This window comes from Microbacterium sp. Leaf151, from assembly GCF_001424225.1.
GTDB lineage: Bacteria > Actinomycetota > Actinomycetes > Actinomycetales > Microbacteriaceae > Microbacterium.
In genome coordinates, this window is record NZ_LMOR01000002.1 from 65,194 (window position 1) to 91,878 (window position 26,685).

Below are 26,685 nucleotides of genomic sequence, written 5' to 3' on the forward strand. Positions count from 1 at the left end.
CGGCGAACGGGTGTGTTCGGACGGCTGAAACAGCCGCGGGGCCGAGCGCGGCGGCCGCGCGCTCCGCGATGTCGGCGTGTTTGTGGGGCTGAGCCGCGCGGCCGGTGCGCGAACGGCGCGAGGGTTCACCCCGCGCGGCCTGTGGAGAACTTTCGAGGCCGTCGGACGCATTTCTCTAGGGTCGCCGCATGGCTGACCGATATGCGATCGACGTGAAAGGCTTCCTCGACCTGGCGGCGCGGACGGCACGGCGTCTCGACGCCCTTGCCGAGGCCGTTTTCGGCGTGACGTTCGTTGCGAACGACGTGCGGGATGCCGTGGCCCTCACGCCCGATCTTGCTCGCGCCTTTGCCAGAGCTGTCGACCCCTGGGTGGAGCGCGCGACGGCGCTGGCGGAGCACGGGGGAGCAGTTCTGTGGGCTGCCGAGCGCGCTGTCGTCGAATACTGCCGAGCGGATGCCGCGATGGCCGTCGATACCGATCGCGCCGCTGATTCGCGCGGGCACGGACGCTGGACGGTCTCGTGAATCAGCAGCGCTCGGACGTACCGTCCCTACCCGCTCGCTCCGACGAGCTGGAGCATGCCGCCATTCGGCTGCGCGATCGCGCGTCGGCGGTCACACCGACGGCCGACGAGGTCGTCGTCGAGTGGCGTGACCTGGGTGCGCTCTACGACGCTCCCGAGGCGGCGGAGCTCACGGAGAGGATGAACAGCCTCTCGACGGGCGGACGGCAGACGAGTGAGGCATTTGCGCGAGTGGGTGCGGTTCTGGGTGAACTCGCCGACGCGCTCGCGATTCTCGAATGGAGGCGTTCTCTGCTCGTCGACGACGCTGCCGCAACCGCTCTCGCGACGAAGAGCACGGCGTCAGGTCACGCCGACGTCGAGTCGGCCATCGCGCGCCTGCGGTCCGATGTCGCCGCCGTGATCGACGACGCGTGCCGCGACCTCGCCGGGATCGCCGAGCCGCCCCCGCTGCCCCTCGCGGCGACCGGAGCGGAGCCGCCGCCGATCGGTCCGCGGATCACCTGGCAGATGCGCACCGAAGCGGTCGCCGCCGAGACGATGCTCGCACCGCTGGTCGAGATCGCCCGAGGCGGAGCCGGACGGATGAAGCAGATCCTCGCCGATCATCCCGACTGGGTGGAGCGGCTGCGTCGGCGTCCCCCCGCACCGCAGACGGTGAAGGCGTGGTGGGACGCGCTGCCACCCGGGCGGCAGACCGCGCTGATCAACGGCGCTCCCGAGGTGGTGGGTGCGCTCGGTGGAGTGCCGCCACTCGCCCGCGTCGCCGCGAACCGCGTCGTGGCGCGTGATCGGATCGCGCTCGTCGACAGGGACATCGCGCATTACGAATCGCTCTTGAAGGAGGGCGCGATGGCGACCTTGCGAGCGGAGCGGCAGAGTGCGCTCGACCGCCTCACCGCCGAACGCGGCTACCTAGACCGCGTCGTGGCCGGAGACGTGCAGCTCGTGCTCTACCGACCGGAGGAGAACCGCATCGCCGAGATGATCGGGACGCCGGGTCCGGGAACGCAGCGGGTGCTGACATATGTGCCGGGGACGTTCACGTCGGTGGAGAGCTTTTATGGGGGTGAGGCTCAGGCGATGTCGGCGTGGCTGGTGGACCAGGACACGGAGATGGTCGCGTTCGTGTGGAAGGGGACCGCGTTCCCGGGCGACGACGAGGGTCCCGCTTTAGCGGAGCAGGTGTCCGGCATTCGCGAGGCGAACGAACAAGATCGAGCGGTTCCGGCGGGGGAGGCGCTGGCTCGCTTCGTGGGCGAAATGCGCATCGACTCTCACACGGCTGAAGCTCACCAGATCGCGGGTGGATACAGCTGGGGGCTTGTCCCCGTGACGAGTTCCGAGCTTGCTGGCGCCCACTACGACGCCGTCCACTCGTTCGCCGGGGCATGGGTTCCACGAGATTGGGCCGCCGACCCGAGCACGAAGTACTTTCATTGGAGCTACACCGACTTCTTATCCATGGCGCAAGACGTGGGACTCGTAGGGGAGGGGCGCAACCCTGACGCAACACCGGACTTCTCGACCCACATCTACGATCGGCCCGGCGACTACGACGTTCCGCTCGGTGGAGATCTGGCACCCTTCCTCGATCCCGGCGGGCCTTCCATTCGTGTCTCGAGTGACCCGATCGGGTCGCATCTGTTGATCGTGTCCGACCAGCAGGAGAACACTCGCCCTCGTGAAGACATTCGGAACAGCATCCGGGAGGCGCGGAGATGAGAACGCAGTGCACGTTGACCGTCCTCGCAGGATGCGCCCTTGTCCTCAGCGGGTGCGTCACGTTCGTTGAGAATGTCGATCCCGATCTCTCGCTGCCGGACGCGAAGCAGTACACACAATCAATTGAGCGGGAGATCGCCGGTGCGCTCCCGACGGAATTACTACTCGACGTGGAGCAGAAGGAAACCGGGGTATTCCTGCCGTGTTCCCGCGACGGCGGTGAGCAGTGGGCGGGCGGTCTAACGGCCCACGTGCAATCAGGAGCGGACTCCGCGCTCGTGCTCGATCCGATCGAGGAGCACTTGGCCGCCGATGAGGGTCTCGCGCTTAATCGACGCACAGATGATGAGGATTCCATCCTCGAGATCGTCGGCCACCATCATTCAGCGTGGGTTGTCCGATATGACACAGAGACGGGGGAGGTTTACGTGACCTCGTTCTCCCCGTGTATCCGCCTCCCCGAGGACATCTGGCGTGGCGACACGTATTGAGCGCACGACCTCACTCACTTCCGGACATCACCGGGGCTGTACCCCGCACCCCACTCCGATAAGCTGACCCCACAAGTCCACACCGGCCCCATGATCGATGCGGGAGAGCTCCGGCGCACACAGCCGGGCACCGAAGGAGCAAGCCTCCCCGCCAATCTCTCAGGTACGCGTACCGCGTCGATCGGGCCACTCTGGAAAGTGATCCGGGTGCACTGCGCCGGATCCGCCGACGGTGAAAGCCCGCGTCCTCGAGCGACGTCGCGGGTGAAACTCTCAGGCCCATGACAGAGGGGGAGTTCTTCAGGCGCTGACCGGCGTCTGTCCGTCATCGCGAACGGCAGAACTCATGATCAACACCCCCGCTCCACCGCGCACGTCGCCGCTACACGATCGGCACGAGGCCCTCGGCGCCTCGTTCACCGACTTCGGTGGCTGGAACATGCCCGTGCGCTACACCTCCGACCTCGCCGAGCATCACGCCGTCCGTGAAGCGGCCGGGCTATTCGACATCTCGCACATGGCCGAGTTCTGGGTGCAGGGTGGCCGAGCCGCAGAATTCCTCGACTATGTGCTCGCCGGCCGGGTCTCGACCATGAAGATCGGCAAAGCGAAGTACTCGCTCGTTCTCGCCGACGACGGCGGGATCATCGACGACGTGATCGTCTACCGCACCGGCGAGGACTACTTCCTGGTGATCGCGAATGCGGGAAACCGGGATGCCGTGGCCGCGGCGTTAGACGGCGCCCGTGCCACGTGGTCCGCGGTGCAAGCATTCATCGACGGCCCGCTCGAGGGAACCGACTACGCCGTTGTATCCGGTGGGGCTATCCCGCGGGTCGAAGACGTCACCGACCAGTTCGCCCTCGTCGCCCTCCAGGGCCCCGAGGCGCGCGGCATCCTGAGCTCCACGCCGGGGGTCGAGATCACCGGTACGGCGCTCGACGAACTCGGCTACTACGCGTGGACCGACGGGACGTTCGAGGGGGCGCCGCTCTTCGTCGCCCGAACCGGATACACCGGCGAAGACGGTTACGAGCTCCTGATCCCCGCGGCCCACGCGGGTGCCCTGTGGGACGCCGCGCTCGCCGCGGGCGCCGAGAAGGGTCTCGTGCCGTGCGGTCTCGCCGCGCGCGACACTCTTCGGCTCGAAGCGGGCATGCCGCTGTACGGACACGAGCTCTCCCGCGACATCGTTCCCGCCCAGGCCGGCCTCGGTCGGGTCGTCGCCGTCGACAAGGAGGCGTTCGTCGGAAAAGACGGCCTCTCGTCCGGACCCGTCGATGCGCCCGTGCTGGTAGGGCTCGTCTCGGAGGGCCGCCGTGCCGGTCGCGCCGGCTACGCGGTGCTGCACGGCGACGACAGCGTCGGCGAGATCACCAGCGGCGCTCTCAGCCCCACCCTCGGTCACCCGGTCGCGATGGCTTTCGTCGCGCCCGCGGCATCCGAACCCGGAACTGAACTGACCATCGACGTGCGCGGAACCCGCATCCCCGCCATCGTCACCGCCCTTCCCTTCTATCGGAGAAACGCATGACCGACCTCACCGCCCTCAGCTACACGTCCGAGCACGAGTGGATCTCCCTCGAGGGGGACATCGCGACCGTCGGCATCACCGACTTCGCCGCCGACAAGCTCGGCGACGTCGTCTTCGTCGAGCTGCCCGGCACCGACTCCGCGGTCTCCGCCGGCGACGTCTGCGGTGAGATCGAATCGACCAAGTCGGTCGGCGAGCTCTACGCACCCCTGACCGGCACCGTCGTCGAGGTGAACGACGCCGTGGTCGACGACCCCTCTCTCGTGAACGCCGAACCCTTCGCCGGGGGCTGGCTTATCAAGATCCGCGTCGAGGGCGAGCTGCCCGGCGACCTCCTCGACCGCGCCGCCTACGAGGGCCTCACCGCATGAGCACTCTCCTCCCTCCCCGGACGCATGCCGTCCCTCAGACGGTCCCTGAGCGTGTCGAAGGGTTCGTCGATCGCCACATCGGCATCGACGCCGACGCCGAGGCCCGCATGCTCGAGGTCGTCGGGTATGACAGCGTCGAGGCGCTCGTCGAGACCGCCGTCCCGGCATCCATCCACGTCCAACCTCGCGCGACCAGTTCGATCCCGCCCGCGGCCACCGAGGCCGAGGCCCTCGCGGAACTCCGCGAACTCGCGAACGCGAATCGCTCGGCGCGCCCGCTGATCGGCCTGGGCTACTACGACACCTTCACCCCGTCGGTGATCGCGCGGAACGTCCTCGAGAACCCTTCGTGGTACACCGCTTATACGCCGTATCAGCCCGAGATCTCGCAGGGACGTCTCGAGGCGCTCATCAACTTCCAGACGATGGTCACCGACCTGACGGGGCTCGCCACGGCCAACGCGTCCATGCTCGACGAATCCACCGCCGTCGTAGAGGGCATGCTCGTCGCCCGGCGCGCGTCGAAGGCCAAGACCGGCGTCTTCCTCGTCGACGTCGACGCCCTGCCGCAGACGAAGGCGCTGCTGCACCACCGCGCCGCGGCCGTCGGCATCCTCATCCACGAGACCTCGTTCGACGGCGAGCTCCCTGAGGCGTTCGGAGCCTTCGTGCAGTACCCCGGCGCCACCGGGCGCGTGTGGGACTTCTCGGCCGTCGCCGACGCCGTCCACGCCGCGGGCGGTCTCGTCGTCGCCGCCGCCGATCTGCTGGCCCTGACCCTGCTGCGCTCGCCCGGCGCTCTCGGCGCCGACGTTGCGGTGGGAACCACGCAACGCTTCGGTGTGCCGCTCGGCTTCGGCGGTCCGCACGCCGGGTACATGGCCGTGCGCGCCGGTCTCGAGCGCCAGCTCCCGGGGCGTCTCGTGGGCGTGTCCCAGGATGCCGTCGGCGCCCCCGCCTACCGCCTGTCGCTGCAGACGCGCGAGCAGCACATCCGGCGCGAGAAGGCGACCTCGAACATCTGCACGGCCCAGGTGCTGCTCGCTGTCATGGCGGCGATGTACGCGGTTTACCACGGCCCGCAGGGGCTCAAAAGCATCGCGACGCGGGTCGCGCGGAGGGCCGACGCCCTGGCATCCGCCCTCCGCTCGTACGATCTGACGCTGGCATCCGATGCGTTCTTCGACACCGTTCGCGTGCACGTCCCCGGACGCGCGCAAGACGTGGTCGACCGCGCCCGGGAGCGCGGATACCAGTTGCTGTGGGTCGACGACGCGACCGTGGGCGTGTCGGTGGATGAGACCACGACGGATGCCGACATCTCGGCCGTCCTCGATGCGTTCGGCCTCGCGACTGAGGAGCTGCCCGAGGGGATCGCCTTGCGCGGCGTCGACGACTCGCTGCACCGCGACGACGAGTACCTCACCCACCCCGTCTTCCACACGCATCGCAGCGAGACGGCGATGATGCGCTACCTCAAGTCGCTCGCCGACCGCGACTACGCGCTCGACCGCGGCATGATCCCGCTGGGCTCGTGCACGATGAAGTTGAACGCCGCCACCGAGATGGCGGCTGTGTCGTGGCCGGAGTTCTCACGCGTGCACCCCTTCGCCCCCGAGGCCGACGTGCACGGCTACCTCGAGATGATCGACCAGCTCGAACGGTGGCTCGCCGAGGTCACCGGCTACGACGCTGTGTCGCTTCAGCCCAACGCCGGCTCGCAGGGCGAGCTCGCGGGTCTGCTGGCGATCCGTGGCTATCACCTCGCGAACGGCGACACCGAGCGCGCGGTGTGCCTCATCCCCTCGTCGGCGCACGGCACCAACGCCGCTTCCGCGATCCTCGCCGGCATGAAGGTCGTCGTCGTCGCCTGCGACGAGGCCGGCAACGTCGACCTCGGCGACCTGCGCGCCAAGATCGCACAGCACGCCGCCGAGCTGTCGGCCCTGATGATCACGTACCCCTCGACGCACGGGGTGTACGAGCACGACGTGCTGGAGATCACGCAGGCCGTCCACGACGCCGGCGGTCAGGTCTACGTCGACGGGGCGAACCTCAACGCGCTTCTCGGCTTCGCCCGCTTCGGCGACCTGGGCGGAGACGTGTCGCACCTGAACCTCCACAAGACGTTCGCAATCCCGCACGGCGGCGGCGGACCCGGCGTCGGCCCGGTCGCAGCCAAGGCGCACCTCGCGCCCCACCTCCCGTCGCACCCCTTCTCGCAGCGCGCCGACCACGCCGGGGGCACGTTCGACGGCGGCCCCGTGTCGGCGGCGCCCCACGGCTCCGCAGGCATCCTCCCGATCTCGTGGGCGTACGTGCGCATGATGGGCACCGAGGGACTCCGACGGGCCACGGCCGCCGCGGTACTGTCGGCGAACTACATCGCCACCCGCCTGCGGGAGCACTACCCGGTGCTCTACGCGGGGGAGGGCGGCCTGGTCGCGCATGAGTGCATCCTCGACCTGCGTCCGCTCAAGGAACAGACCGGCGTCACCGTCGACGACGTGGCCAAGCGCCTCATCGACTACGGATTCCACGCTCCGACGATGTCGTTCCCCGTCGCCGGCACCCTCATGGTCGAGCCGACCGAGAGCGAGGACCTCGCCGAACTCGATCGGTTCGTGGATGCCATGATCGCGATCAAGCACGAGGCGCTCGCCGTCGCCGCGGGGGAGTGGCCCGCCGAGGACAACCCGCTCGTGAATGCCCCGCACACCGCCGAGACGGTCGTGGTGGGCGAGTGGGACCATCCGTACTCGCGCGAGACGGCCGTGTATCCCGTGCGTTCGCTGATCCGCGGCAAATACTGGCCGCCGGTGCGACGCATCGACCAGGCGTACGGCGACCGCAACCTGGTGTGCTCGTGCCCGCCGCCGGAGGCGTTCGCCTGACAGCGGGGTTCTCGGCGACCGTTCCCTCGGGGCGGTCGCCGAGAACCCGTGCGGCGGAGCCGAGAGGGGGAGGTCGTCCACGTCCGCCCCCACCCACCCCGGATTCGCACAGCGGGCATTTAGTAAGGTTCCCGGTGTGCATCACGGCGTGAACGAGGAACTTCGACCGACCCGACGACGCGGTGGCCCGGGACGCGTGATCGCCCTCCTCGCCGCCGTGGGGATCGTCCTCGCCGGGTGCTCGGCTCCGGAGCCCGCGCCCGAGACCGAGCAGGAAACACCGCCCACCACCCTGACGGTGGGCGTCGTCGGCTCGCTCACCAGCTTCAACGCCGCCAGCGCCGCGGGAGACACCCCCGCCAACCGGGCCGTGGCATCCCTCCTCGACGAGAAGCTCGGGTCGCTCGACGGCGACCTGCAGGTGGTCCCCAACGACGGTTTCGGCCGCATCACCCGGGTGCAGGGCGACCCGCTGAAGGTCAGCTACGAACTGTTCGACGATCGCGTCTGGTCCGACGGCACGCCCGTCAGCCTCGACGACCTCTTGTTCGGCTGGGCCGTCACCTCGCACTTCTTCGACGACGCCACCTACGACGACGCCGGTCAGATCGTCTCGGGCACGAGGTACTTCGACACCGCGATGCCCGCCGACCCGAACGCGCGGACCGCGCGGCCCAGCATCGACCGGTCAGACGACACGCTCACCCTCACGTACGACGAACCGTTCGCGGACTGGAACCGGCAGTGGCTGCTCGACCGACCGGTACACGTCGTCGCCGAACGCGCGGGTGTGAGCGTAGAGGATCTGCTCACGGCGATCCTCACCGTCCCCGAGGGCGACCCGCAGGCTCCGGCCGCACCGAACCCGGTGCTGGCGGCCGCGGCGCAGGCCTGGAATACCGGCTTCGACGTGCCCGCCGGCACCGCGGTCGACCCGGCCAGTGTCGTCTCCGCCGGTCCCTGGACGGTGACGGAGTCGACAGCCGACACGCTGACCCTCGCCCGACGCGACAGCTACCAGGGTGCGCACTTCCCCGGCCTCGAGAGTCTCAGCGTGCGCTTCTTCCCCGATCGGGCGGCGCAGCTCTCCGCGCTCGAAGCGGGGGTCGTCGACATCGCCAACGTCGGCGAGATCGACGTGGCGGAGCGCGAGACGCTCACCGATGCGGGCTACCAGGTGCAGATCGGCCCCACCACCCAGACCCTGCACCTGCGGTTCGCCGAAGAGACGGCATCCGATCTGCGTCAAGCGATGACGCTGGCCATCGACCGCTCCTCGATCGTGCGTGACGTGCTCGGTCCGATGCGTCCCGACGCGCAGCCGCTGCAGTCGTTCCTGTCGTCGTCGGCGACCGGCCAGCTGTACAACGACCTCGTCTCGGGCAACGGCGCGCCCGGTACGGGCAGTGATGCGGATGCCGCGCGCAATGCGCTCGGTGATCGCGCCGCCGTCCTGCGCGTGGCCTACGACGCGACCGACGAGCTGTCGTCGCAGGTCTTCCCGCGGCTCGTGTCGATGGGGGCGCGGGCAGGCATCGCCGTGCGTGCCGCCACGGCGGACGACACCGCGGATGCCACCCTCTCGTGGGTCGGCGAGGACGAAAGCCTCTACCGGTCGGCGCGTGATCGCATCGCCGAAGGCGTGGACGGCCCGAACACCGACGAGCTCTTCGCCGAGCTGACCGTGCACACCGATCCGGTGGACATCCTCGCCGAGGCCAAGGAGATCGACCGCTCGCTGTTCGCCGCGTTCGCCGGCGTGCCGCTGTTCGAGCGCACGGGTGCCGTCGTGTCTGCCGCCGGAGTCGGGGGAGTGGACTACACCTCCGAACCCGACGGTGTGCCGCCGGCGTTCTGGACCTGGTCCGCGCCTCCGCAGTAAACAGTGGCTGGAGGCGTTCAGGGTGTCGGAGTCGCAGGCGGGGCGAAGATCCCCGGCCACCAGGCGGCCGCGAGCGGGTAGCCGACGAAGGCAATGATGTCGATGACGGTGTGCGCCACGACCAGCGGCATGACCCGCCCCCATCGCTTGTAGCACCAGCCGAACACCAATCCCATGACGACGTTTCCGAGCGCTGACGGCCATCCCTGGTACAGGTGGTAGCTCCCTCGCAGCAGCGCGGTCGAGACGATCACTCCCGTCCACGACCAGCCCAGGCGGCGCAGCCGGTCAAAGAGGTACCCGAGGAAGATGACCTCCTCGGTGAGGCCGGCGCGGAGCGCCGCGAGCACGAGCAGCGCGATCACCCACCACGACGAGTCGAGGGGCGCGGGGACGACCGCGATGCTCTGACCGATCGCGCGGCCGATGGCGTAGACCCCGATACCGGGTACGCCGATCAGCAGGACGAGCGCGAGCCCGCGGAGCACGTCGGACCCGAACCGGCGGAAGTCGAGACCGATGCGCCGCAGGGCGTTGCCGGCCGGTTCCCACAGCAGATAGATCGCGACGGCGACGAGGGCCAGCGAGAAGAAGATGTCGAGGAACTGATAGATCGCGTCCCACAGCGGCTCGGCACTGCGCGACGGATTCAGCTGCGTCTGCTGCTGAGAGATGGGCGCGCGCGTGGCCGCCCGCACGAAAGACACCACCGAGTAGATCGCGGACTGGCCGACGCTGATCAGGAGGACGAGGACGACCTCCCACGCCAGCCGCGTGCGCGCGTAGGCGTCGGAGCGCTCGATGGGTGGGGGGAAGGGGCCGATCGTCTCTGTCGACGTCGACAGGTCAGCCGTACCGGGGCGCGTGGCCGAGGGATGCCGGGACATGGGAGACATTCAACACCGCGCGATCGGGACGCACCTATGGGATGCCGATGAGCGCCCCTGCGGGGAAAGGGCGGGCGGGCAGCGACGACCCGTGGGATTGTCAAAATGCTCGGATGAGCACGCCGGAGGTTAAAGGTCTGTAACGAAACATCTAAATGTTTTGACCATCAGGTGACATGTACCTATCGTTTCGGTATCCACGGCTCCCCCCGGCTGTCTGCTCGGTGGGGTGCTCGTCAACCTTGCACTGGAGGCAAAGTGTCTGAAAAGACCCGGCGCGCACGCGCCCTCACGGCGGGAGCAGGAGTCGCGGTCGCGGCTCTGGCACTCGCCGGATGCACCACCACAGCCACGCCCGAGGGCGAAACGAACACGGGTGGCACGATCACGATCGCCACGACGAACGCGTTCACCTCGTTCAACGGAGACACCCCCGAGGCCAACCTCGACACCAACGGCATGGTGGGCTACCTCACCGGAGTGAGCGGCGGCCTCGGACTCGGCGGCTTCCAGCGCCTCGACAAGGACTTCTCGGTCCTCGACAACACCGACTTCGGCACCTACGAGACGCTCTCCGAAGACCCGCTGACGGTGAAGTACACCATCAACGAGGGACTGACCTGGTCGGACGGCGAGCCCATCAACGCCGACGACATGCTCGTCAACTGGGCCATCAACTCGGGCTACTACAACGACGCGATCCTCGACCCGGCGACCGGTGACGTCACCAACGGCGGCACCCAGTACTTCAGCCTCGCCGGCAGCACCGCGGGCCTCGACACCACGGCGTTCCCCGAGATCGGCGACGACAACATGTCGATGACGCTGACCTACTCGACCCCTTACGTCGACTACGAGCTCGTCAACCCCATCGGCAAGCCCGCCCACGTGCTCGCCGAGAAGGCCGGCGTCTCCGAAGCCGACTTCATCGAGTTGCTCAACACGCTCCCCAAGGGCGACACCGCTGCTCCCGTCGCGCCGAACGAGACCCTCAAGGCCGCCGCGGACTTCTGGAACACCGGCTACGACGTCACCGCCATGCCGACCGATGAGAGCCTGCTCGTTGCGAGCGGTCCGTTCATCGTGACCGACTTCACGCCCGAGCAGAGCATCACGCTGGGCAAGAACCCCAACTACAAGGGCGAGATGTCGCCCTCGTACGACCAGCTGATCATCCGCTTCATCGGTGACTCGAACGCGCAGGTCACGGCTCTTCAGAACGGTGAGGTGCAGGCGATCCAGCCGCAGGCCTCGGCCGACACGCTGACGGCTCTCGAGAACGCGAACGCCACGGTCCACTCGGGCAACCAGCTCGCCTACGACCACGTCGACCTGAGCTTCGGCGGGGTCTTCGCCGACGCGAACGTGCGTGAGGCCTTCCTCAAGACGATCCCGCGCCAGCAGATCCTCGAGTCGATCGTCACGCCCGTCAACCCCGACGCCGAGGTTCTCAACTCGCAGATCTTCCTCCCCACCGAGGGCGACCAGTACACCACCGCTGTCGCGGCCAGTGGCTACGACGCCTTCACGGAGCCCGACATCGCGGGTGCCACGGCTCTGCTGAACGGTGCGACCCCGACGGTGCGCATCCTCTACAACACCAACAACCCGAACCGTGTCGACAGCTTCCGCGCCATTCAGCAGTCGGCGCAGCAGGCCGGTTTCGTGATCGAAGACGCGGGCTCGCCCGACTGGAGCTCGCTGCTGGGCAGCGGCAGCTACGACGCCTCGATCTTCGGGTGGGTCTCGCCCGGTGCCGGTAACGCCGCACTCCCGCAGATCTTCAAGACCGCCGGCGGCGGAAACTACAACAACTACAGCAACAGCGCCGTCGACACCCTCGTCGACGAGAGCCAGGTGACGGTCGACCCCACCGAGCTCGCTGACATCAAGGTGCAGATCGACACGGCGACGGCGAAGGACTTCTACGGTCTTCCGCTCTTCCAGTCGCCCGGTCTGTTCGCCGACAACGGTTCGGTGACGGGTGTCGATTACTTCGGCGGCCAGACCGGCATCGTGTGGAACGCGCAGGAGTGGACGCTGGCGGGTTGATGACCCGTTGAGTCCATGTGAGGCGCCGGAGTCGCTCGGCTCCGGCGCCTCACTTCGCGTGCGTGCAGCGCCGTTTCGCCATGCCCGCGACTATTCTGTCCAGGGCGCCTTTTCGGCGCCCGTCACCCGATCGAAAGAAGACCTCCCGCGATGGTCGGATTCATTCTCAGGCGCATCGCCGTCTCGATCCTGGTTCTCTTGGCCGCGTCGTTCATCATGTACGTGCTCGCCGCCAACTCCGGCGACCCGCTCCAGGACCTCCGCGACAGCACCGCCGCCAACCGCGATCAGCTGATCGCCGCGCGCGTCGCCGCGCTCGACCTCAGCGTCCCCGCCCCCTTGCGCTACTTCCTGTGGCTCGGCGGCGCCGCCGGCTGCCTCATCCCGTTCGCCGGGACGTGCGACCTCGGTCTCACCATCAGTAACGCGCCCGTGCTCGACATCCTTCCCACTGCGGTGGGCTCCACTCTCCAGCTCGTGACGGCGTCGTTCGTGCTGGCCATCGTGCTCGGCATCGTCGTCGGCGTCGTATCCGCCCTCCGCCAGTACAGCGGATTCGACTTCGGCATCACCCTGCTGAGCTTCTTCCTCTTCTCGCTGCCGTCGTTCCTCGTCGCCGTGCTCCTCAAGGAGTTCCTCGCCCTCGGGTTCAACAGCTTCCTCGAGTCGGCGACATCGATCCCGATCTGGGTGATCGTGCTGCTCGCCGTCGTCGCGGCGGTGATCTGGCAGGCGATGATCGGCGGCTCGGCGCGTCGACGCGCGATCGTCGCCGGCACCGCCGCCGCGGCGACCGTCGCCCTGCTGGTGTACTTCAACGTCACCGACTGGTTCCGCAACCCCGGTTTCGGCCCGGTGGGCCTGCTCCTGCTGATCGCCGGGGTGGTCGTCATCACCACCGCGCTCATCTCGGGCCTGTCGAACCGTCGTGCGCTGATCGTCGCGGCAGGCAACGGTGTGATCTCCTACATCGCCTACTACGTCCTGCAGGGACTGTTCGACATCTCCACGGTCCCCACGATCATCATCCTGATCGTCGTGGCCGTCGTGGTGGGTCTCGTCACCGGGTACCTCGTCGGTGCGCGCGACCGCGGGATGACGGCGCGCATCGGCGCGATCGTCGCCTTCTTCTCGTTCGCTCTCGTCGTGCTCGACCGCTACATGCAGTCGTGGCCGGCGTACGTCGACAACCCTCGTATCAACGGTCGCCCGATCGCCACGGTCGGTGCGGCGACTCCGGGGTTCAACGGCGACATGTGGATCAGCGGTATCGACACGTTCACGCACCTGCTGCTGCCGACGATCTCGCTGTTGCTCATCTCGTTCGCGGGTTACACCCGTTATGCCCGTGCGGGCATGCTCGAGGTGATGAACCAGGACTTCATCCGCACCGCGCGCGCGAAGGGTCTGCCCGAGCGCACCGTGGTGATGCGCCATGGTCTCCGCAACATGCTGATCCCCATCGTGACGCTGATCGCGACCGACGTCGGAGCGCTCCTCGGTGGCGCGGTCATCACCGAACAGGTCTTCGCCATCCCCGGCATGGGGCAGTTGTTCGTCGCCTCGATCCGTCGCGTCGACGTCAACCCGGTGATGGGGTACTTCATCGTCATCGCCATCACCGCCATCGTGTTCAACTTCCTGGCCGATCTCGCCTACGCGGCGCTCGACCCCCGCGTGCGAGTCGTCGCATGATCGCCGCCGTCCGATTCCCGGAGGTCTCCGCATGACCCAGATGCTCCCCGAGCCCGCGAACGTGGATGCGCCGGCTCCCGCAGACGAGCGCAACACCGTCGGCGTGAGCCAGGGACGACTCGTCCTGCGGCGTTTCCTCGCGAACAAGGTCGCCGTCGTCTCCGGCATCCTGTTCATCCTGTTGGCGATCTTCTCCGTCTCGGCGATCGGCCTCGGTCCGATCCCCGGTTGGTGGAAGTACGACTTCACGACGCTGAATCCCCAGAACAACGGTGGCGCACCGACACTGTCGGTGTTCCCGTTCGCCGTCGGAGACCACCCGTTAGGTCAGGACCGCATCGGCATCGACTACTTCGCCATGACGATGCGCGGCATCCAGAACTCGATCCTGGTCATGCTGGTCATCAGCATCGTCGGCACGACCGTCGGTACCGTGATCGGCGCCCTCGCCGGCTATTACCGCGGGTGGGTGGATGCGGTGCTCATGCGCATCACCGACGTCTTCATCGTCATCCCCATCATCGTCATCGGCGCGGTCGTCGGTCGCGCGACGGGCGGTCTGGGCGTCGTGCCGCTGGCGTTCTTCCTCGCGATGATCTCGTGGACGACGATCGCGCGCCTCGTTCGAGCCGAGTTCCTCTCGCTGCGAGAGCGCGAGTTCGTCGAAGCAGCCCGCGTGGCCGGAGCCAGCGACGCCCGCATCATCTTCAAGCACATCCTGCCCAACGCCATCGGCGTCGTGATCGTCGCGGCGACGCTGCTCGCGGCATCCGCGATCCTCCTCGAAACCGCGCTGAGCTACCTGCAGCTCGGTGTGCGTCCGCCCGACGTCTCGCTGGGTCTGATCATCTCCGACAACCAGTCGGCGTTCTCGACCCGTCCGTGGCTGTTCTGGTGGCCGGCCGTGTTCATCGTGCTGCTGGCCGTGCTCGTCAACTTCGTCGGCGACGGCCTTCGCGACGCATTCGACCCGCGCCAGAAGCGCTTCTCGCTGCGTCGCACCAAGGAGCAGGCCGGCTCGTCCGTCACGGCTCCGGCGAGCACGCAGGCCCGGGTGCATCCGGAGACACCGTCGTCATGACGACCGTCTCCGCGTGGCCCTCACGCGAGGGCGATCGCCGCGATGACGCCGGCTGCGCCGACGAGGAGCAGCACCACGTTGTCGACGCGTGCGGCGACGGCGACGGGGGTCTGTTCGGCCTTACCCGCTTCGATGCGCCCGGCGTCGCGGAGCGCGTACCAGCGGGTGCGCACCATTTCGGCCGCGCGGCCGGAATCGGTGTTCGGCAGATCGCCGGGACGTACCTGCGGCGTCAACGCGCTCTCGCTCCGGCGATGGGCCCGCGCGGCGCGCAGCGAGCCGGCCGCGCCGGGCGACGGTGCGGCGGTGACGCTGATGCGTCGGTGCGGGGTGTGCAGCTGCAGCGCGTAGCGGGTGTCGACGTGCACGAGCGCAGACCACGGCACGCGGTAGCGCAGGGTGATGTTGTCGACCTGGACTCCCTCGTCGTCGACCGACACCGAGGGCGACCACAGGATGCCGCCCACCAGGGCCGCCGCCCCCAGTGCGCCCACGATGACCAGAGCCGGGGCGTCGGTGGCGGCGGGGGTCACGAGCAGGCCGATCGCCACGACGGCGATGATCGCCCACACGATCCCGCACAGGACCCGGGTGAACGTCGAACGGAACGTCTGGCGTGGCATCCCCCGATTCTTCCATTCCCCGATCACTCCCTCCCGCTCGGCGGGAACGAGAGGACAATCTCATGAGCACGACCGAGAAGTCCGGCATCCCCGCCCTGGAGATGGCCGATGTCAGCGTCGACTTCGCCGTCGACGACGTATGGGTCCCCGCGGCGAAGCACCTGACCTACTCGATCGCGCGCGGGCAGGTCGTCGCGGTGGTGGGAGAGTCCGGCTCGGGCAAGAGCGTCAGCTCGATGGCCGTGCTCGACCTCCTCCCGCGCAACAGTCGCGTCACCGGCAGCATCAAGGTGAACGGTCGCGAGGTGACCGGGCTGTCGACCGCGCAGATGCGGCAGCTGCGCGGTCCCGAGGTCGCGGCGATCTTCCAGGAGCCCATGACGGCCCTGAACCCGGTGCTCACCGTCGGTTCGCAGATCATCGAGGCGCTCCGCGCCCACACCACCATCGCCCCGACGCAGGCCAAGGCGCGAGCGCTCGAACTGCTCGAGATGGTGGGGCTGCCCGACCCGGCGAAGGCGTTCGCGTCGTACCCGCATCAGCTGTCCGGCGGACAACGTCAGCGCGCGATGATCGCCCAGTCGATCAGCCTGGAGCCCGCCCTGCTGATCGCCGATGAGCCGACCACCGCGCTCGATGTCACGGTGCAGGCGGAGATCCTGGACCTCATCCGCGACCTCCGCGACCGTCTCGACTCCGCCGTGCTGCTCATCACGCACGACATGGGAGTGGTGGCCGACCTCGCCGACTGGATCGTCGTGATGAAGGCGGGCGACATCGTCGAGCAGGGCCCGGCGGCCCAGGTTCTCGGGTCACCGAAGGACGCCTACACCAAGGAGCTGCTGGCCTCGGTGCCGCGCCTGGGCGAGACGCTGGAGGGCGAGTCATCTGTCGACCTGGTGGAGGCCCTGGCCACGGCGGTCGCCGAAGGTCCGGCGCGCACCGAGGCCCTCGCGCTGGCCGCCGCAGCACCCGAGATCGCGCATCCCGTGCTGCAGCTCGAAAACGTCTCCATCGAATACGGCAAGAAGGGCCGGGTCGCCGCGTTCCGCGCCGTCGACGACGTCACGCTCGGGATCGCCGAGGGCGAGATCGTCGGCCTCGTGGGGGAGTCGGGCTCGGGCAAGTCGACCATCGGACGCGCCGCGATCGGCCTCCAGCCCATCGCCGACGGCCGGCTCGTCGTCGACGGCGTCGACATCTCGAGCGGATCGCGCAAGCTGGTCAAGTCGCTGCGTCGCCGCGTGGGCATCGTGTTCCAGGACCCGTCGTCGTCGCTCAATCCTCGTCTGCCGATCGGGGAGTCCATCGGCGAGCCGCTGTTCCTGGCGGGCGAGGCCAAGGGCGCAGCGCTGGATGCCCGGGTCGAGAAGCTCCTCGACGAGGTGCGCCTGCCGCGGAGCTACCGCAACCGCTACCCGCACGAGCTCTCGGGTGGCCAGAAGCAGCGCGTCGGCATCGCCCGCGCCCTGTCGTTGCAGCCGCGTCTGCTCGTGGCTGACGAACCGACCAGCGCCCTCGACGTCTCGGTGCAGGCTCGCGTGCTCGAACTGCTGAGCGAGCTGCAGAAAGAACACCGCTTCGCCTGCCTGTTCATCAGTCACGACCTGGCCGTGGTGGATGCCATGGCCGACCGCATCGTCGTGCTCAACCGCGGAAAGATCGCGGAACAGGGCACCCGCGACGAAATCCTGCGCGCGCCGAAGGAGCCGTACACGCAGCGTCTCATCGCGGCGATTCCGGTTCCCGACGTCGAGGTGCAGGCCGCCCGCCGCGAGTTGCGTCACGAGCTGTTGAAGAACACTCCGGCATCCTGATCGGTGCCGAGAAGGGGCGGCGCCCGCGCGGACGCCGCCCCTTCTCGTTCGTCGGGTCGTTCGGGCGATGCGCGGATTCGCCTCCCCGTTCGCGATCGCAGGCTCGTGTGGAGGGGGCGGGATTCCGGCCCTTCCGGGTGCCCGGGCCATTCCTGAACGTCACCTGCCGGGAGTGTCGTGGGCGCCCGGTAGACTGGGCAGGCCCGATTCCGGGCGCCACCCCGAATTTTCCTGGAGACCCTCCATGGCGCACGCCCTTCGTCCTGACCTCCGCAACGTCGCGATCGTCGCGCACGTCGACCACGGCAAGACGACCCTCGTCGACGCCATGCTCCGCCAGACCGGCTCGTTCGGTGACCACGCGCACGTCGAAGAGCGCGCGATGGACTCCAACGACCTCGAGCGCGAAAAAGGCATCACGATCCTCGCCAAGAACACGGCGATCACCTACAAGGGCGTTCACAGCGATGTTCCCGTGACGATCAACGTCATCGACACCCCGGGTCACGCCGACTTCGGTGGCGAGGTCGAGCGCGGCCTGTCGATGGTCGACGGTGTCGTGCTGCTCGTCGACGCGTCCGAGGGCCCGCTGCCCCAGACGCGCTTCGTGCTGCGCAAGGCCCTCGAGGCCAAACTCCCCGTCATCCTGCTGGTCAACAAGACCGATCGCCCCGACGCGCGTATCGCCGAGGTCGAAGAAGAGGCGCACGATCTGCTGCTGGGCCTGGCGTCCGACCTCGTCGACGACGTGCCCGACCTCGACGTCGACGCCCTGCTCGACGTGCCCGTGGTCTACGCGTCCGGCCGCGCGGGAGCTGCGTCGCTGAACCGTCCGGCCGACGGTTCGCTGCCCGACAACGACGACCTCGAGCCGCTCTTCGGCGCGATCCTCGAGCATGTCCCGGCACCGTCGTACGACGACGAAGCGCCGCTGCAGGCGTGGGTCACCAACCTCGACTCGAGCCCCTTCCTCGGCCGCCTCGCGTTGCTGCGTGTCTTCAACGGGACGCTGAAGAAGGGCCAGACGGTGGCCTGGGTGCGCGCCGACGGCACCACCAGCAATGCCCGCATCACCGAGCTGCTCAAGACCCGTGCGCTCGAGCGCTACCCGGCCGACGACGCCGGCCCCGGCGACATCGTCGCCATCGCCGGCTTCCCCGACATCACGATCGGCGAGACCATCGCCGACCCCGAAGACGTGCGTCCGCTCAAGGCCATCACGGTCGACGATCCGGCCATCTCGATGACCATCGGCACCAACACCTCGCCCCTCATGGGCAAGGTCAAGGGCCACAAGCTCACCGCGCGCATGGTCAAGGACCGCCTCGACCGCGAGCTCATCGGCAACGTCTCGCTCAAGGTCGTCGACATCGGACGCCCCGACGCGTGGGAGGTTCAGGGCCGCGGAGAGCTCGCCCTCGCCATCCTCGTCGAGAACATGCGGCGTGAGGGCTTCGAGCTCACCGTGGGCAAGCCCCAGGTGGTCACGAAGAAGGTCGACGGCAAGACCTACGAGCCGTTCGAGCACCTCACCATCGATTCCCCCGAGGAGTACCTCGGCGCGATCACGCAGCTGCTCGCCGGCCGCAAGGGTCGTATGGAGAACATGACGAACCACGGCACCGGCTGGGTGCGCATGGAATTCGTCGTCCCCTCGCGCGGTCTCATCGGCTTCCGAACCGAGTTCCTCACCACCACGCGCGGCACCGGTATCGCCAACGCGATCTCGCACGGCTACGAGCCGTGGGCCGGCCACATCTCGACCCGCCAGAACGGCTCGATCGTCGCTGACCGCATGGGTGTCGTCACCCCGTTCGCAATGATCGCCCTGCAGGAGCGTATGAGCTTCTTCGTGCAGCCCACGCAGGAGGTCTACGAAGGCATGGTCATCGGCGAGAACTCGCGCGCCGACGACATGGACGTCAACATCACCAAAGAGAAGAAGCTGACGAACATGCGTGCGGCCAGCTCCGACACCTTCGAGTCGATGACGCCCCCGCGCCTGCTGACGCTGGAAGAGAGCCTCGAGTTCGCCCGCGACGACGAATGCGTCGAGGTCACTCCCGAGGCTGTTCGTATCCGCAAGGTCGTGCTCGACGCGACCGAGCGCGGCCGCTCCGCCTCGCGTCTGAAGCGTCAGGATGCCAACGCGTAAGCGTCGCTCCCTCTGGAACGGCCCCGCTCAGCTCGCGCTGCGCGGGGCCGTTCCGTCTCCGCGTGCCGCCCACCACAGTTGAGTGTCCACGACACGCCGTGACTCGGCCGGCGACGCGGCGTGTTCTGGACACTCAACGGGTGGTGTGGGCGCAGTTCGCGTCGGCGCGGAGCACCTTCGCGAGCGGCCGTCCCTTCGCCAGTTCGTCGACGAGCTTGTCGAGCACCCGGATGCGGTACATCAGGGGATCCTCGATCTCCTCGACCCGGATGCCGCAGATGACACCCGTGACCAGGTCGGCGCGGGGATTGAGCGTCGCTTCGTCGAAGAACTCGCGGAACGTCGTGGTGCCGCCCGCGTGCCGGGCGAGCTGCTCGTCGTCGAAGCCCGTGACCCAGCGGATCACGGCATCCAACTCGTCTTTGGTACGTCCCTTGCGCTCGACCTTCGTGATGTAGAGCGGGTAGACGGCCGAGAACGCGACGCCGAAGATGCGGGACATGCCCGGCACGATAGCCCGCCTCCTCGCCCCCGTCGACCCGTTCCGCCTCCGAGCAGCGCTCAGTGTCCGAGAAACGCCGCGTGCGGACCCGTCGACGCGGAGTGTCTTGGACACTCGACAGCGGGGTCGGCGGATTGCGCGCGGATTGCGGGTCAGTGCGACTCGACCACGCACACCGCGCTCATGCCGGGTGTGAGCGCCTCGAAGACGTGCGGGGCGTCGCCCGGATACGACAGGTAGTCGCCCGGGGAGAGTTCGTACGGCTCGTCGACGGGGCCCACTCGGCCGCGGCCGGTGACCATCACGAGGTGCTCCACCGTGCCCCGGGGGTGCGGGTCCGAGAGCCGTGGTGAACCCGGTTCGGCGCTCAGCAGGTAGATGTCGCGCCGCGCGTGCGGGGGGCTGGCCGACAGCAGCACGGCGAGATAGTCGGATGCCGACGACGGCACGGCCGTGGTCGCCTCACCCGCGCGGATCAGGGTGGGGGAGCGCACCCCCTCGTCGACGAGGATCGCGAACGGCACCTCGAGAGCGGAGGCAAGAGCCCACAGCGTCTCGACGCTGGGGTTCCCACCGCCGTTCTCGAGCTGGGACACCGTCGCCTTCGCGACGCCGGCGCGTCGGGCGAGCTCCGACACGCTGAGGTCGCGCCTCTCACGCTCGCGTCGAAGGGTCGTCGCGATACGGTCGCCGAGATCCGTCATGTGTTCATTATGCTTGCCGTTCGTTCGACTTGACGAACAACCCAGCGTCGTTCACGATGATGTCCATGCGTTCGTTTCACCGAACACCCGAGGGTGTGGCATCGCGACAGGGCCTCGCCGTCGCCCTCGCGACCAGCGCCTACGGCGTCTCGTTCGGCGCGCTGTCGGTGGCATCAGGGCTCGATGTCTGGCAGACCTGCGTCCTGAGCCTGCTGATGTTCACCGGCGGGTCGCAGTTCGCCTTCGTCGGCGTCATCGCGGCCGGTGGGCTCGCCGCGGCTCCGGCGGCGATCGCGTCGTCCGCCCTGCTCGGCGTGCGCAACGCCGCCTACGCGATGCGCATGGCCCCCATCGTCGCGGGCGGGTTCTGGCGCAAGGCCGCCGCGACGCAGTTCACCATCGACGAGTCGGTCGCGGTGGGACTGTCGCAGGACACCCCGCGTGCTCGCCAAGCCGGCTTCTGGGTCACCGGCATCGCCATCTGGCTGGGGTGGAACGTGTCGACGCTCATCGGCGCGCTGCTGGGCGATGTGCTGGGCGACCCGCGCACCTACGGCCTCGACGCCGCCGCGGCGTCGGCGTTCCTCGCGCTGCTCTGGCCGCGACTGCGCGGGCGGCAACCCTGGGCCGTCGCCGCCGGTGCCGCTGTCGTCGCCGCGCTCCTCACGCCGTGGCTCATGCCCGGCATCCCCGTCATCGCCGCCGCCGGGGTGGCCGTGGCGGTGGGACTGTTCGATCCGCGTCGCCCGTCGACACCCCCCGGTGCGACGCCGGAAGAGAAGGAGATGCCATGACCCTGTGGACCGCGGTGCTCGTGGCATCCATCATCTGCGTCGCGCTGAAGGCGGTGGGGTATCTGCTGCCCGCACGGTGGCTCGACGCCCCACGTCCCGCCCGGATCGCCGACCTGCTCACCGTGGCGCTGCTGGCCGCGCTCGTGATGGTGCAGACCGTCGCTGCGGGTGCGGCGATCGTCGTGGATGCGCGACTCCCCGCCGTGGCGGTGGCTGCGCTGCTGCTGTGGGCGCGAGCGCCGTTCCTCGTCGTCGTCGCGGGTGCGGCGGTGACGGCGGCGCTTCTGCGGCTGTGGGGGTGGGCGGTATGAGCGCGCGGACAGCTGCTCGGTGGATGGACGCCGTCACCGGATGATTGCTGTTCCCAGCCTCACCATCGACGTCCGCTCCTAGACTGACGCGGTGAGCTCCACGATTCTGCGGATCGTCGGGTGGGCCGTCGCCTTCCTGATCGGCGCGTTCTACGGCTCGGCGGGAACGGTCGGCCAGGCGTTCCTCGTCGGGCCGGTCCCGGTCGGCCTGATCCTGGCGACCGTCGGAAGCGCCGCGCTGCTTGTCGCGCTTCGCACCCTCACCGGTGATCGGGTCAACGCCCTCGCGGGGGGCCTCGGGATCACCGCGGCCACCTACCTCTTCTCTCAGGTGGGTCCCGGGGGCTCCGCGATCGTCGCGGCTCCGACGGCCGGAACCGAGTGGGTTCCGCTGGTCTGGACGGTCGTGGGTCCGGCACTCATGGTGCTCGTGGCGATGTGGCCCGACTTCTCGCGGCTCCGCGCCGCTCAACGCCCCGCCGAATCCTAGGTACCCGGCCTCGCTGCGGGGCCGGGTTCCCCGGCGCGATTAGACTGAGCGGGTGACTTACGTGATCGCCCTCCCGTGTGTCGATGTCAAGGACCGCGCCTGCATCGACGAGTGCCCCGTCGACTGCATCTACGAGGGTGAACGATCGCTCTACATCCACCCCGACGAATGCGTCGACTGCGGTGCATGCGAGCCGGTCTGCCCCGTCGAGGCGATCTACTACGAAGACGACCTGCCCGAAGAGTGGTCCGACTACTACAAGGCCAACGTCGAGTTCTTCGATGACATCGGCTCGCCCGGTGGAGCCGCCAAGGTCGGCGTGATCGCGAAGGATCACCCCGTCATCTCGCAGCTGCCCCCGCAGAGCCACTGAGCCGTGGGCGTCGCCGACCTCGCCGACTACCCCTGGGACGCCGTCGCCCCCTACGCGGAGCGCGCTCGACGTCACCTCGACGGCATCGTCGACCTGTCGATCGGCTCGCCCGTCGATCCCACTCCTGCCGTCATCGCTGAGGCACTGGCCGACGCGACCGACGCGCACTCGTACCCGCAGACTGCCGGTACACCGGCGCTTCGCGAGGCGATCGCCGAGTGGTACCACCGTCGCCGCGGCGTTCCCGGTCTCGAGGCCGCGAACGTTCTCCCCACGGTCGGCTCCAAAGAGCTCGTGGCGCTGCTGCCCCTCCTGCTGAACCTCGGTCCCGGTGACGTCGTCGTGCACCCCCGCGCCGCGTACCCGACGTACGAGGTCGGTGCCCGTCTCGTGGGTGCCGAGGCCGTGGCATCCGATGACCCGGCCGAGTGGCCCGCTCACACCAAGCTCGTGTGGATCAACTCGCCCGGCAATCCCGACGGCCGGGTGCTCTCGGTCGATGAGCTTCAGGATGCCGTGACGCGGGCGCGCGCGATCGGCGCCGTCCTGGCATCAGACGAGTGCTATGCCGAGCTCGGGTGGGACGCACCGTGGGACACCGAGCGCGTGCCCAGCGTGCTCGACCCCGCCGTCGTGGGCGACGATCTGACCGATGTGCTGTCGGTGTACTCGCTCAGCAAGCAGTCCAATCTCGCCGGGTATCGCGCGGCGTTCCTCGCCGGAGACCCGGTGCTCGTGGCGCGGCTGCTGACCGGCCGGAAGCACCTCGGTCTCATGCCGCCGGCTCCCGTGCAACGGGCGATGACCGTCGCCCTCGGCGACGACGCGCACGTGGCCGCACAGCGCGAGCTGTACGCCCGCCGCCGCGCGGTGCTGAAGCCCGCGGTCGAGGCAGCCGGTTTCACGATCGATCACAGCGAGGGTGGGCTGTACCTGTGGGCGACCGAGGGGCGCGACGCGTGGGACAGCGTGGAGCGCCTGGCTGAACTCGGCATCCTGGTCGGTCCGGGACACTTCTACGGCGAGCACTACCCGAACCACGTGCGGTTCTCGCTGACGGCGACCGACGAGCGGATCGCCGCGGCGGCGGAGCGGCTCCGGGCGTAGCGGCGTCGCGTCGGCGCGTCCCGGTGATGCGGAGTCACCCGCGCGCGGCGCGACGTGCGCAGGAGGATCCCTCCATTCGATGGGGGCACCCTTTGGCGGTGTCGTCTGTACGTCAGCGTGACTACTAGGCTGTAAAAGCACTGTGCCCGGGTCACCATCCGTGCGCGTGCCGACCCGGATGACACACCCGTGGCATCCATTGGTCGACGTGACGCGGGAACCTCGGACCCCGCTATCGACCACACGGGCGACCAGAAATCGCAAGGAGGCGCGGTGAGCGACGCGGGTACGCAGCACGACAAGGCCACCCTCACGGTGGGGGGTACCACCGCCGAATTCCCGGTCCTGCGAGGTACCGATGGGGTACCGAGCATCGACATGGCGTCGCTGACCAAGCAGACCGGTCATACGGCGCTCGACTACGGCTTCGTCAACACCGCCTCGACGAAGTCCGACATCACCTACATCGACGGCGACCAGGGCATCCTGCGTTACCGCGGCTACCCGATCGAGCAGCTCGCGAAGAACAGCACCTACCTCGAGGTGGCGTGGCTGCTCATCTACGGCGAGCTCCCTTCGGCGTCCGAGCTCGCGTCGTTCGACGAGCGCATCCGCCGTCACACCCTGCTGCACGAAGACCTGAAGAGCTTGTTCTCGTCGCTCCCGCCGACCGCGCACCCCATGTCGGTGCTGTCGGCGGCGACGGCTGCTCTGTCGACGTACTACGAGTCGGAGTCCGACCCGCACAACCCCGAGCACGTCGAGCTCAACACCGTCCGCATGCTCGCCAAGCTTCCGGTGATCGCGGCATACGCGCACAAGAAGAGCATCGGGCAGGCCTTCCTTTACCCCGATAACTCGATGGGCTTCGTCGACAACTTCCTCAAACTCAATTTCGGCGTCATGAGCGAGCCGTACGAGATCAATCCCGTCATGACGAAGGCCCTCGATCTGCTGCTGATGCTGCACGAGGACCACGAGCAGAACGCCTCCACCTCAACCGTCCGCCTGGTGGGCTCGACCGGTGCCAACCAGTTCGCGTCGATCTCCGCCGGCATCCAGGCCCTTTCGGGGCCCCTGCACGGCGGCGCGAACGAGGCCGTGCTGCAGATGCTCGGCCGCATGCGCGACTCCGGCGAGAGCGTCGAGCGTTTCGTCGAGCGCGTGAAGAACAAGGAAGCGGGCGTCAAGCTCATGGGCTTCGGTCACCGCGTATACAAGAACTACGACCCGCGCGCGAAGCTCGTCAAAGAGGCCGCCGACGAGGTGCTCGAAGCCCTCGGCGTCAGCGACCCGCTCCTCGACCTCGCCAAGGAGCTCGAGCAGATCGCTCTCGAAGACGACTACTTCAAGGAGCGTCGTCTGTACCCGAACGTCGACTTCTACACCGGCGTGATCTACAAGGCGATGGGTTTCCCGACGCGGATGTTCACGGTGCTGTTCGCCATCGGTCGCCTCCCCGGCTGGCTCGCTCAGTGGCGGGAGGCCATCACCGACCCGCAGACCAAGATCGGCCGCCCGCAGCAGTTGTACACGGGTGCCGCCGAGCGCAATTACCCCGGCGTCGGCTGACACGCCGCGCCACGACGCCCCGTCCCTCCACGCGAGGGGCGGGGCGTTTCGCGTCCCTCCACCCGAGGAGCGGGGCTTGGCGTCGTGGGCGGGACCGGGGTCGCGCGTAAACACGATTCCGCACCATGAACACTCCGCCGGCGCGTTTCTGCGCAGGAATCGCGCTTATGCGAGGGGGAGGGGCGATTGCGCGCGGCTCGGAACGGTCGATCGGGTGGATGCCGAGCAGCCGGGCCGATGCCGGGGAGGCGGCGCAGTAGGGTCGGGGCATGCCGCGTTTGCTCGTTCGTCGTCCCTCGCCGCTGCTCGCCGACGGCGAGCTCACCCACCTCGATCGGGTCCCCGTCGACGCCGAGCTCGCGCTCACGCAGTGGAACGCCTACGTCGACGCCTTCCGTGGGCTCGGCTGGGACGTCGTGGAGATGGCCCCCGCCGACGACCAGCCCGACGGGGTGTTCGTGGAGGATGCCGTGGTGGTGTTCGGCGACCTCGCCGTGCTGTGCCGAGCCGGCGCCGCTTCGCGCCGCGGCGAGGCCGAGACGGTGCGCGCCGGTGTCGTGGCATCCGGAATCGAGACCGCCGAGATCGTGGCGCCCGGGACGCTCGACGGCGGAGACGTGCTCAAGGTCGGTCGCACGGTCTACGTGGGCGCTTCGTCGCGGTCGAATGCCGCGGGCATCGCGCAATTGCGCGAGATCGTCGAGCCGCGCGGCTGGGAGGTGCGAGAGATCCCCGTGACCAAGGTGCTGCACCTGAAGTCGGGTGTGACCGCGCTGCCGGACGGCACCGTGATCGGGTTCGAGTCGCTCGTCGACGACCCCGCGCTGTTCCCCGTCTTCGCGGCGGTTGCGGAGGAGCACGGGACCGCGGTGGTCGTGCTCGACGAGCGCACGGTGCTGATGTCGGCGGATGCCCCGCTGACGGCCGCGTCGCATCGCGGCCGCGGGTTCGAGGTCGTGACGGTCGCCATCAGCGAGTTCGAGAAGCTCGAGGGCTGCGTCACCTGCTTGTCGGTGCGCCTGCGCGACTGACATCGGCGCGCTGTTCGCGAAAAACGCCTCCCGCCCAAAGACACGCCGCGAGGGGGCGTTTCTTCGGG

At 68.5% G+C, this 26,685-nt stretch carries 23 protein-coding genes and 2 riboswitches; of the genes, 19 read left to right on the forward strand and 4 right to left on the reverse strand.

All coding sequences use genetic code 11. The annotated features are described in order from the left end of the window. Positions 1 to 188: 188 nt before the first annotated feature. From ASF76_RS04390 to ASF76_RS04420, 7 genes are all read left to right on the forward strand, one after another. Positions 189 to 527, forward strand: a complete 339-nt coding sequence (locus tag ASF76_RS04390) for a hypothetical protein (protein WP_055953609.1) — start codon at positions 189 to 191, stop codon at positions 525 to 527. After that, positions 524 to 2,251, forward strand: coding sequence for a hypothetical protein (locus tag ASF76_RS04395; RefSeq protein WP_055953612.1), 1,728 nt, complete (start codon positions 524 to 526; stop codon positions 2,249 to 2,251). Before ASF76_RS04390 ends, ASF76_RS04395 begins: the two co-directional genes overlap by 4 nt. Before the next feature lie 14 nt (positions 2,252 to 2,265). Beyond that, positions 2,266 to 2,742 (forward strand): hypothetical protein, encoded by a 477-nt coding sequence (locus ASF76_RS04400; RefSeq protein ID WP_156459145.1) that lies wholly within the window; start codon positions 2,266 to 2,268, stop codon positions 2,740 to 2,742. 90 nt (positions 2,743 to 2,832) lie between these two features. Next, a riboswitch (glycine riboswitch) is annotated at positions 2,833 to 2,927 on the forward strand. Continuing rightward, positions 2,928 to 3,040, forward strand: a riboswitch (glycine riboswitch). 48 nt (positions 3,041 to 3,088) lie between these two features. Beyond that, a complete protein-coding gene (locus ASF76_RS04405) occupies positions 3,089 to 4,276 on the forward strand; it encodes an aminomethyltransferase family protein (protein WP_055953618.1) in 1,188 nt (395 codons plus the stop codon). Further along, positions 4,273 to 4,647 carry a glycine cleavage system protein GcvH gene (gene gcvH / locus ASF76_RS04410; RefSeq protein WP_055953621.1) on the forward strand — a complete coding sequence of 125 codons (375 nt, stop codon included), beginning with the start codon at positions 4,273 to 4,275 and terminating at the stop codon, positions 4,645 to 4,647. Before ASF76_RS04405 ends, gcvH begins: the two co-directional genes overlap by 4 nt. A 107-nt stretch (positions 4,648 to 4,754) precedes the next feature. After that, positions 4,755 to 7,541 (forward strand): aminomethyl-transferring glycine dehydrogenase, encoded by a 2,787-nt coding sequence (gene gcvP / locus ASF76_RS04415; RefSeq protein WP_055955286.1) that lies wholly within the window; start codon positions 4,755 to 4,757, stop codon positions 7,539 to 7,541. Positions 7,542 to 7,689: 148 nt separating this feature from the next. Further along, positions 7,690 to 9,423, forward strand: a complete 1,734-nt coding sequence (locus ASF76_RS04420; protein ID WP_162240803.1) for an ABC transporter substrate-binding protein — start codon at positions 7,690 to 7,692, stop codon at positions 9,421 to 9,423. Positions 9,424 to 9,440: 17 nt separating this feature from the next. Here the strand turns inward: ASF76_RS04420 and ASF76_RS04425 are convergent, their stop codons facing one another. Continuing rightward, entirely contained in the window at positions 9,441 to 10,310 is an 870-nt protein-coding gene (locus tag ASF76_RS04425; protein ID WP_156459146.1) for a CPBP family intramembrane glutamic endopeptidase, read from the reverse strand. A 258-nt stretch (positions 10,311 to 10,568) separates the two neighbouring features. Between ASF76_RS04425 and ASF76_RS04430 the strand changes: the two genes are divergently transcribed. From ASF76_RS04430 to ASF76_RS04440, 3 genes are all read left to right on the forward strand, one after another. Continuing rightward, positions 10,569 to 12,362, forward strand: a complete 1,794-nt coding sequence (locus ASF76_RS04430; protein WP_055953627.1) for an ABC transporter family substrate-binding protein — start codon at positions 10,569 to 10,571, stop codon at positions 12,360 to 12,362. 150 nt (positions 12,363 to 12,512) lie between these two features. Next, entirely contained in the window at positions 12,513 to 14,057 is a 1,545-nt protein-coding gene (locus tag ASF76_RS04435) for an ABC transporter permease (RefSeq protein WP_055953630.1), read from the forward strand. Positions 14,058 to 14,088: 31 nt separating this feature from the next. Then, positions 14,089 to 15,138, forward strand: a complete 1,050-nt coding sequence (locus ASF76_RS04440) for an ABC transporter permease (RefSeq protein WP_055953633.1) — start codon at positions 14,089 to 14,091, stop codon at positions 15,136 to 15,138. Between the two features lie 20 nt (positions 15,139 to 15,158). Here the strand turns inward: ASF76_RS04440 and ASF76_RS04445 are convergent, their stop codons facing one another. After that, positions 15,159 to 15,761 (reverse strand): PH domain-containing protein, encoded by a 603-nt coding sequence (locus ASF76_RS04445; protein WP_055953637.1) that lies wholly within the window; start codon positions 15,759 to 15,761, stop codon positions 15,159 to 15,161. Between the two features lie 62 nt (positions 15,762 to 15,823). Here ASF76_RS04445 and ASF76_RS04450 point away from each other — a divergent pair, with 62 nt between their 5' ends. Both ASF76_RS04450 and typA read left to right on the forward strand, forming a co-directional pair. Further along, complete coding sequence (locus ASF76_RS04450) at positions 15,824 to 17,578, forward strand: dipeptide ABC transporter ATP-binding protein (RefSeq protein WP_055953640.1); 1,755 nt, start codon at positions 15,824 to 15,826, stop codon at positions 17,576 to 17,578. Positions 17,579 to 17,822: 244 nt separating this feature from the next. Continuing rightward, a complete protein-coding gene (gene typA / locus ASF76_RS04455; RefSeq protein WP_055953643.1) occupies positions 17,823 to 19,733 on the forward strand; it encodes a translational GTPase TypA in 1,911 nt (636 codons plus the stop codon). Positions 19,734 to 19,866: 133 nt separating this feature from the next. Here the strand turns inward: typA and ASF76_RS04460 are convergent, their stop codons facing one another. Both ASF76_RS04460 and ASF76_RS04465 read right to left on the reverse strand, forming a co-directional pair. Next, positions 19,867 to 20,235 (reverse strand): DUF2200 domain-containing protein, encoded by a 369-nt coding sequence (locus tag ASF76_RS04460; protein WP_055953646.1) that lies wholly within the window; start codon positions 20,233 to 20,235, stop codon positions 19,867 to 19,869. A 152-nt stretch (positions 20,236 to 20,387) separates the two neighbouring features. Next, the gene (locus ASF76_RS04465; RefSeq protein ID WP_055953648.1) at positions 20,388 to 20,939 is read right to left on the reverse strand and encodes a helix-turn-helix domain-containing protein; all 552 of its coding nucleotides are present in this window, start codon (positions 20,937 to 20,939) and stop codon (positions 20,388 to 20,390) included. Between the two features lie 65 nt (positions 20,940 to 21,004). On the opposite strand from ASF76_RS04465, the gene ASF76_RS04470 reads away from it, so the two are divergent. The 7 genes from ASF76_RS04470 (at position 21,005) to ddaH (ending at position 26,617) form a co-directional block, all read left to right on the forward strand. Then, on the forward strand, positions 21,005 to 21,733 hold the full coding sequence (locus tag ASF76_RS04470) for an AzlC family ABC transporter permease (protein ID WP_055955293.1): 729 nt from the start codon (positions 21,005 to 21,007) through the stop codon (positions 21,731 to 21,733). Next, a complete protein-coding gene (locus ASF76_RS04475) occupies positions 21,730 to 22,044 on the forward strand; it encodes an AzlD domain-containing protein (RefSeq protein WP_055953652.1) in 315 nt (104 codons plus the stop codon). The genes ASF76_RS04470 and ASF76_RS04475 overlap by 4 nt, the downstream gene beginning before the upstream one ends. 91 nt (positions 22,045 to 22,135) lie before the next feature. Continuing rightward, positions 22,136 to 22,534 carry a hypothetical protein gene (locus ASF76_RS04480; protein ID WP_055953655.1) on the forward strand — a complete coding sequence of 133 codons (399 nt, stop codon included), beginning with the start codon at positions 22,136 to 22,138 and terminating at the stop codon, positions 22,532 to 22,534. Between the two features lie 52 nt (positions 22,535 to 22,586). Then, a complete protein-coding gene (gene fdxA, locus ASF76_RS04485) occupies positions 22,587 to 22,907 on the forward strand; it encodes a ferredoxin (protein WP_055953658.1) in 321 nt (106 codons plus the stop codon). A 3-nt stretch (positions 22,908 to 22,910) separates the two neighbouring features. Next, positions 22,911 to 24,014 carry a succinyldiaminopimelate transaminase gene (gene dapC, locus ASF76_RS04490; protein WP_055953662.1) on the forward strand — a complete coding sequence of 368 codons (1,104 nt, stop codon included), beginning with the start codon at positions 22,911 to 22,913 and terminating at the stop codon, positions 24,012 to 24,014. A 273-nt stretch (positions 24,015 to 24,287) separates the two neighbouring features. Further along, positions 24,288 to 25,586: a citrate synthase gene (locus ASF76_RS04495; RefSeq protein WP_082484867.1), complete on the forward strand. Its 1,299-nt coding sequence runs from the start codon at positions 24,288 to 24,290 to the stop codon at positions 25,584 to 25,586. Positions 25,587 to 25,855: 269 nt separating this feature from the next. Beyond that, positions 25,856 to 26,617 carry a dimethylargininase gene (ddaH, locus tag ASF76_RS04500; protein ID WP_055953665.1) on the forward strand — a complete coding sequence of 254 codons (762 nt, stop codon included), beginning with the start codon at positions 25,856 to 25,858 and terminating at the stop codon, positions 26,615 to 26,617. Positions 26,618 to 26,685: the final 68 nt, after the last annotated feature.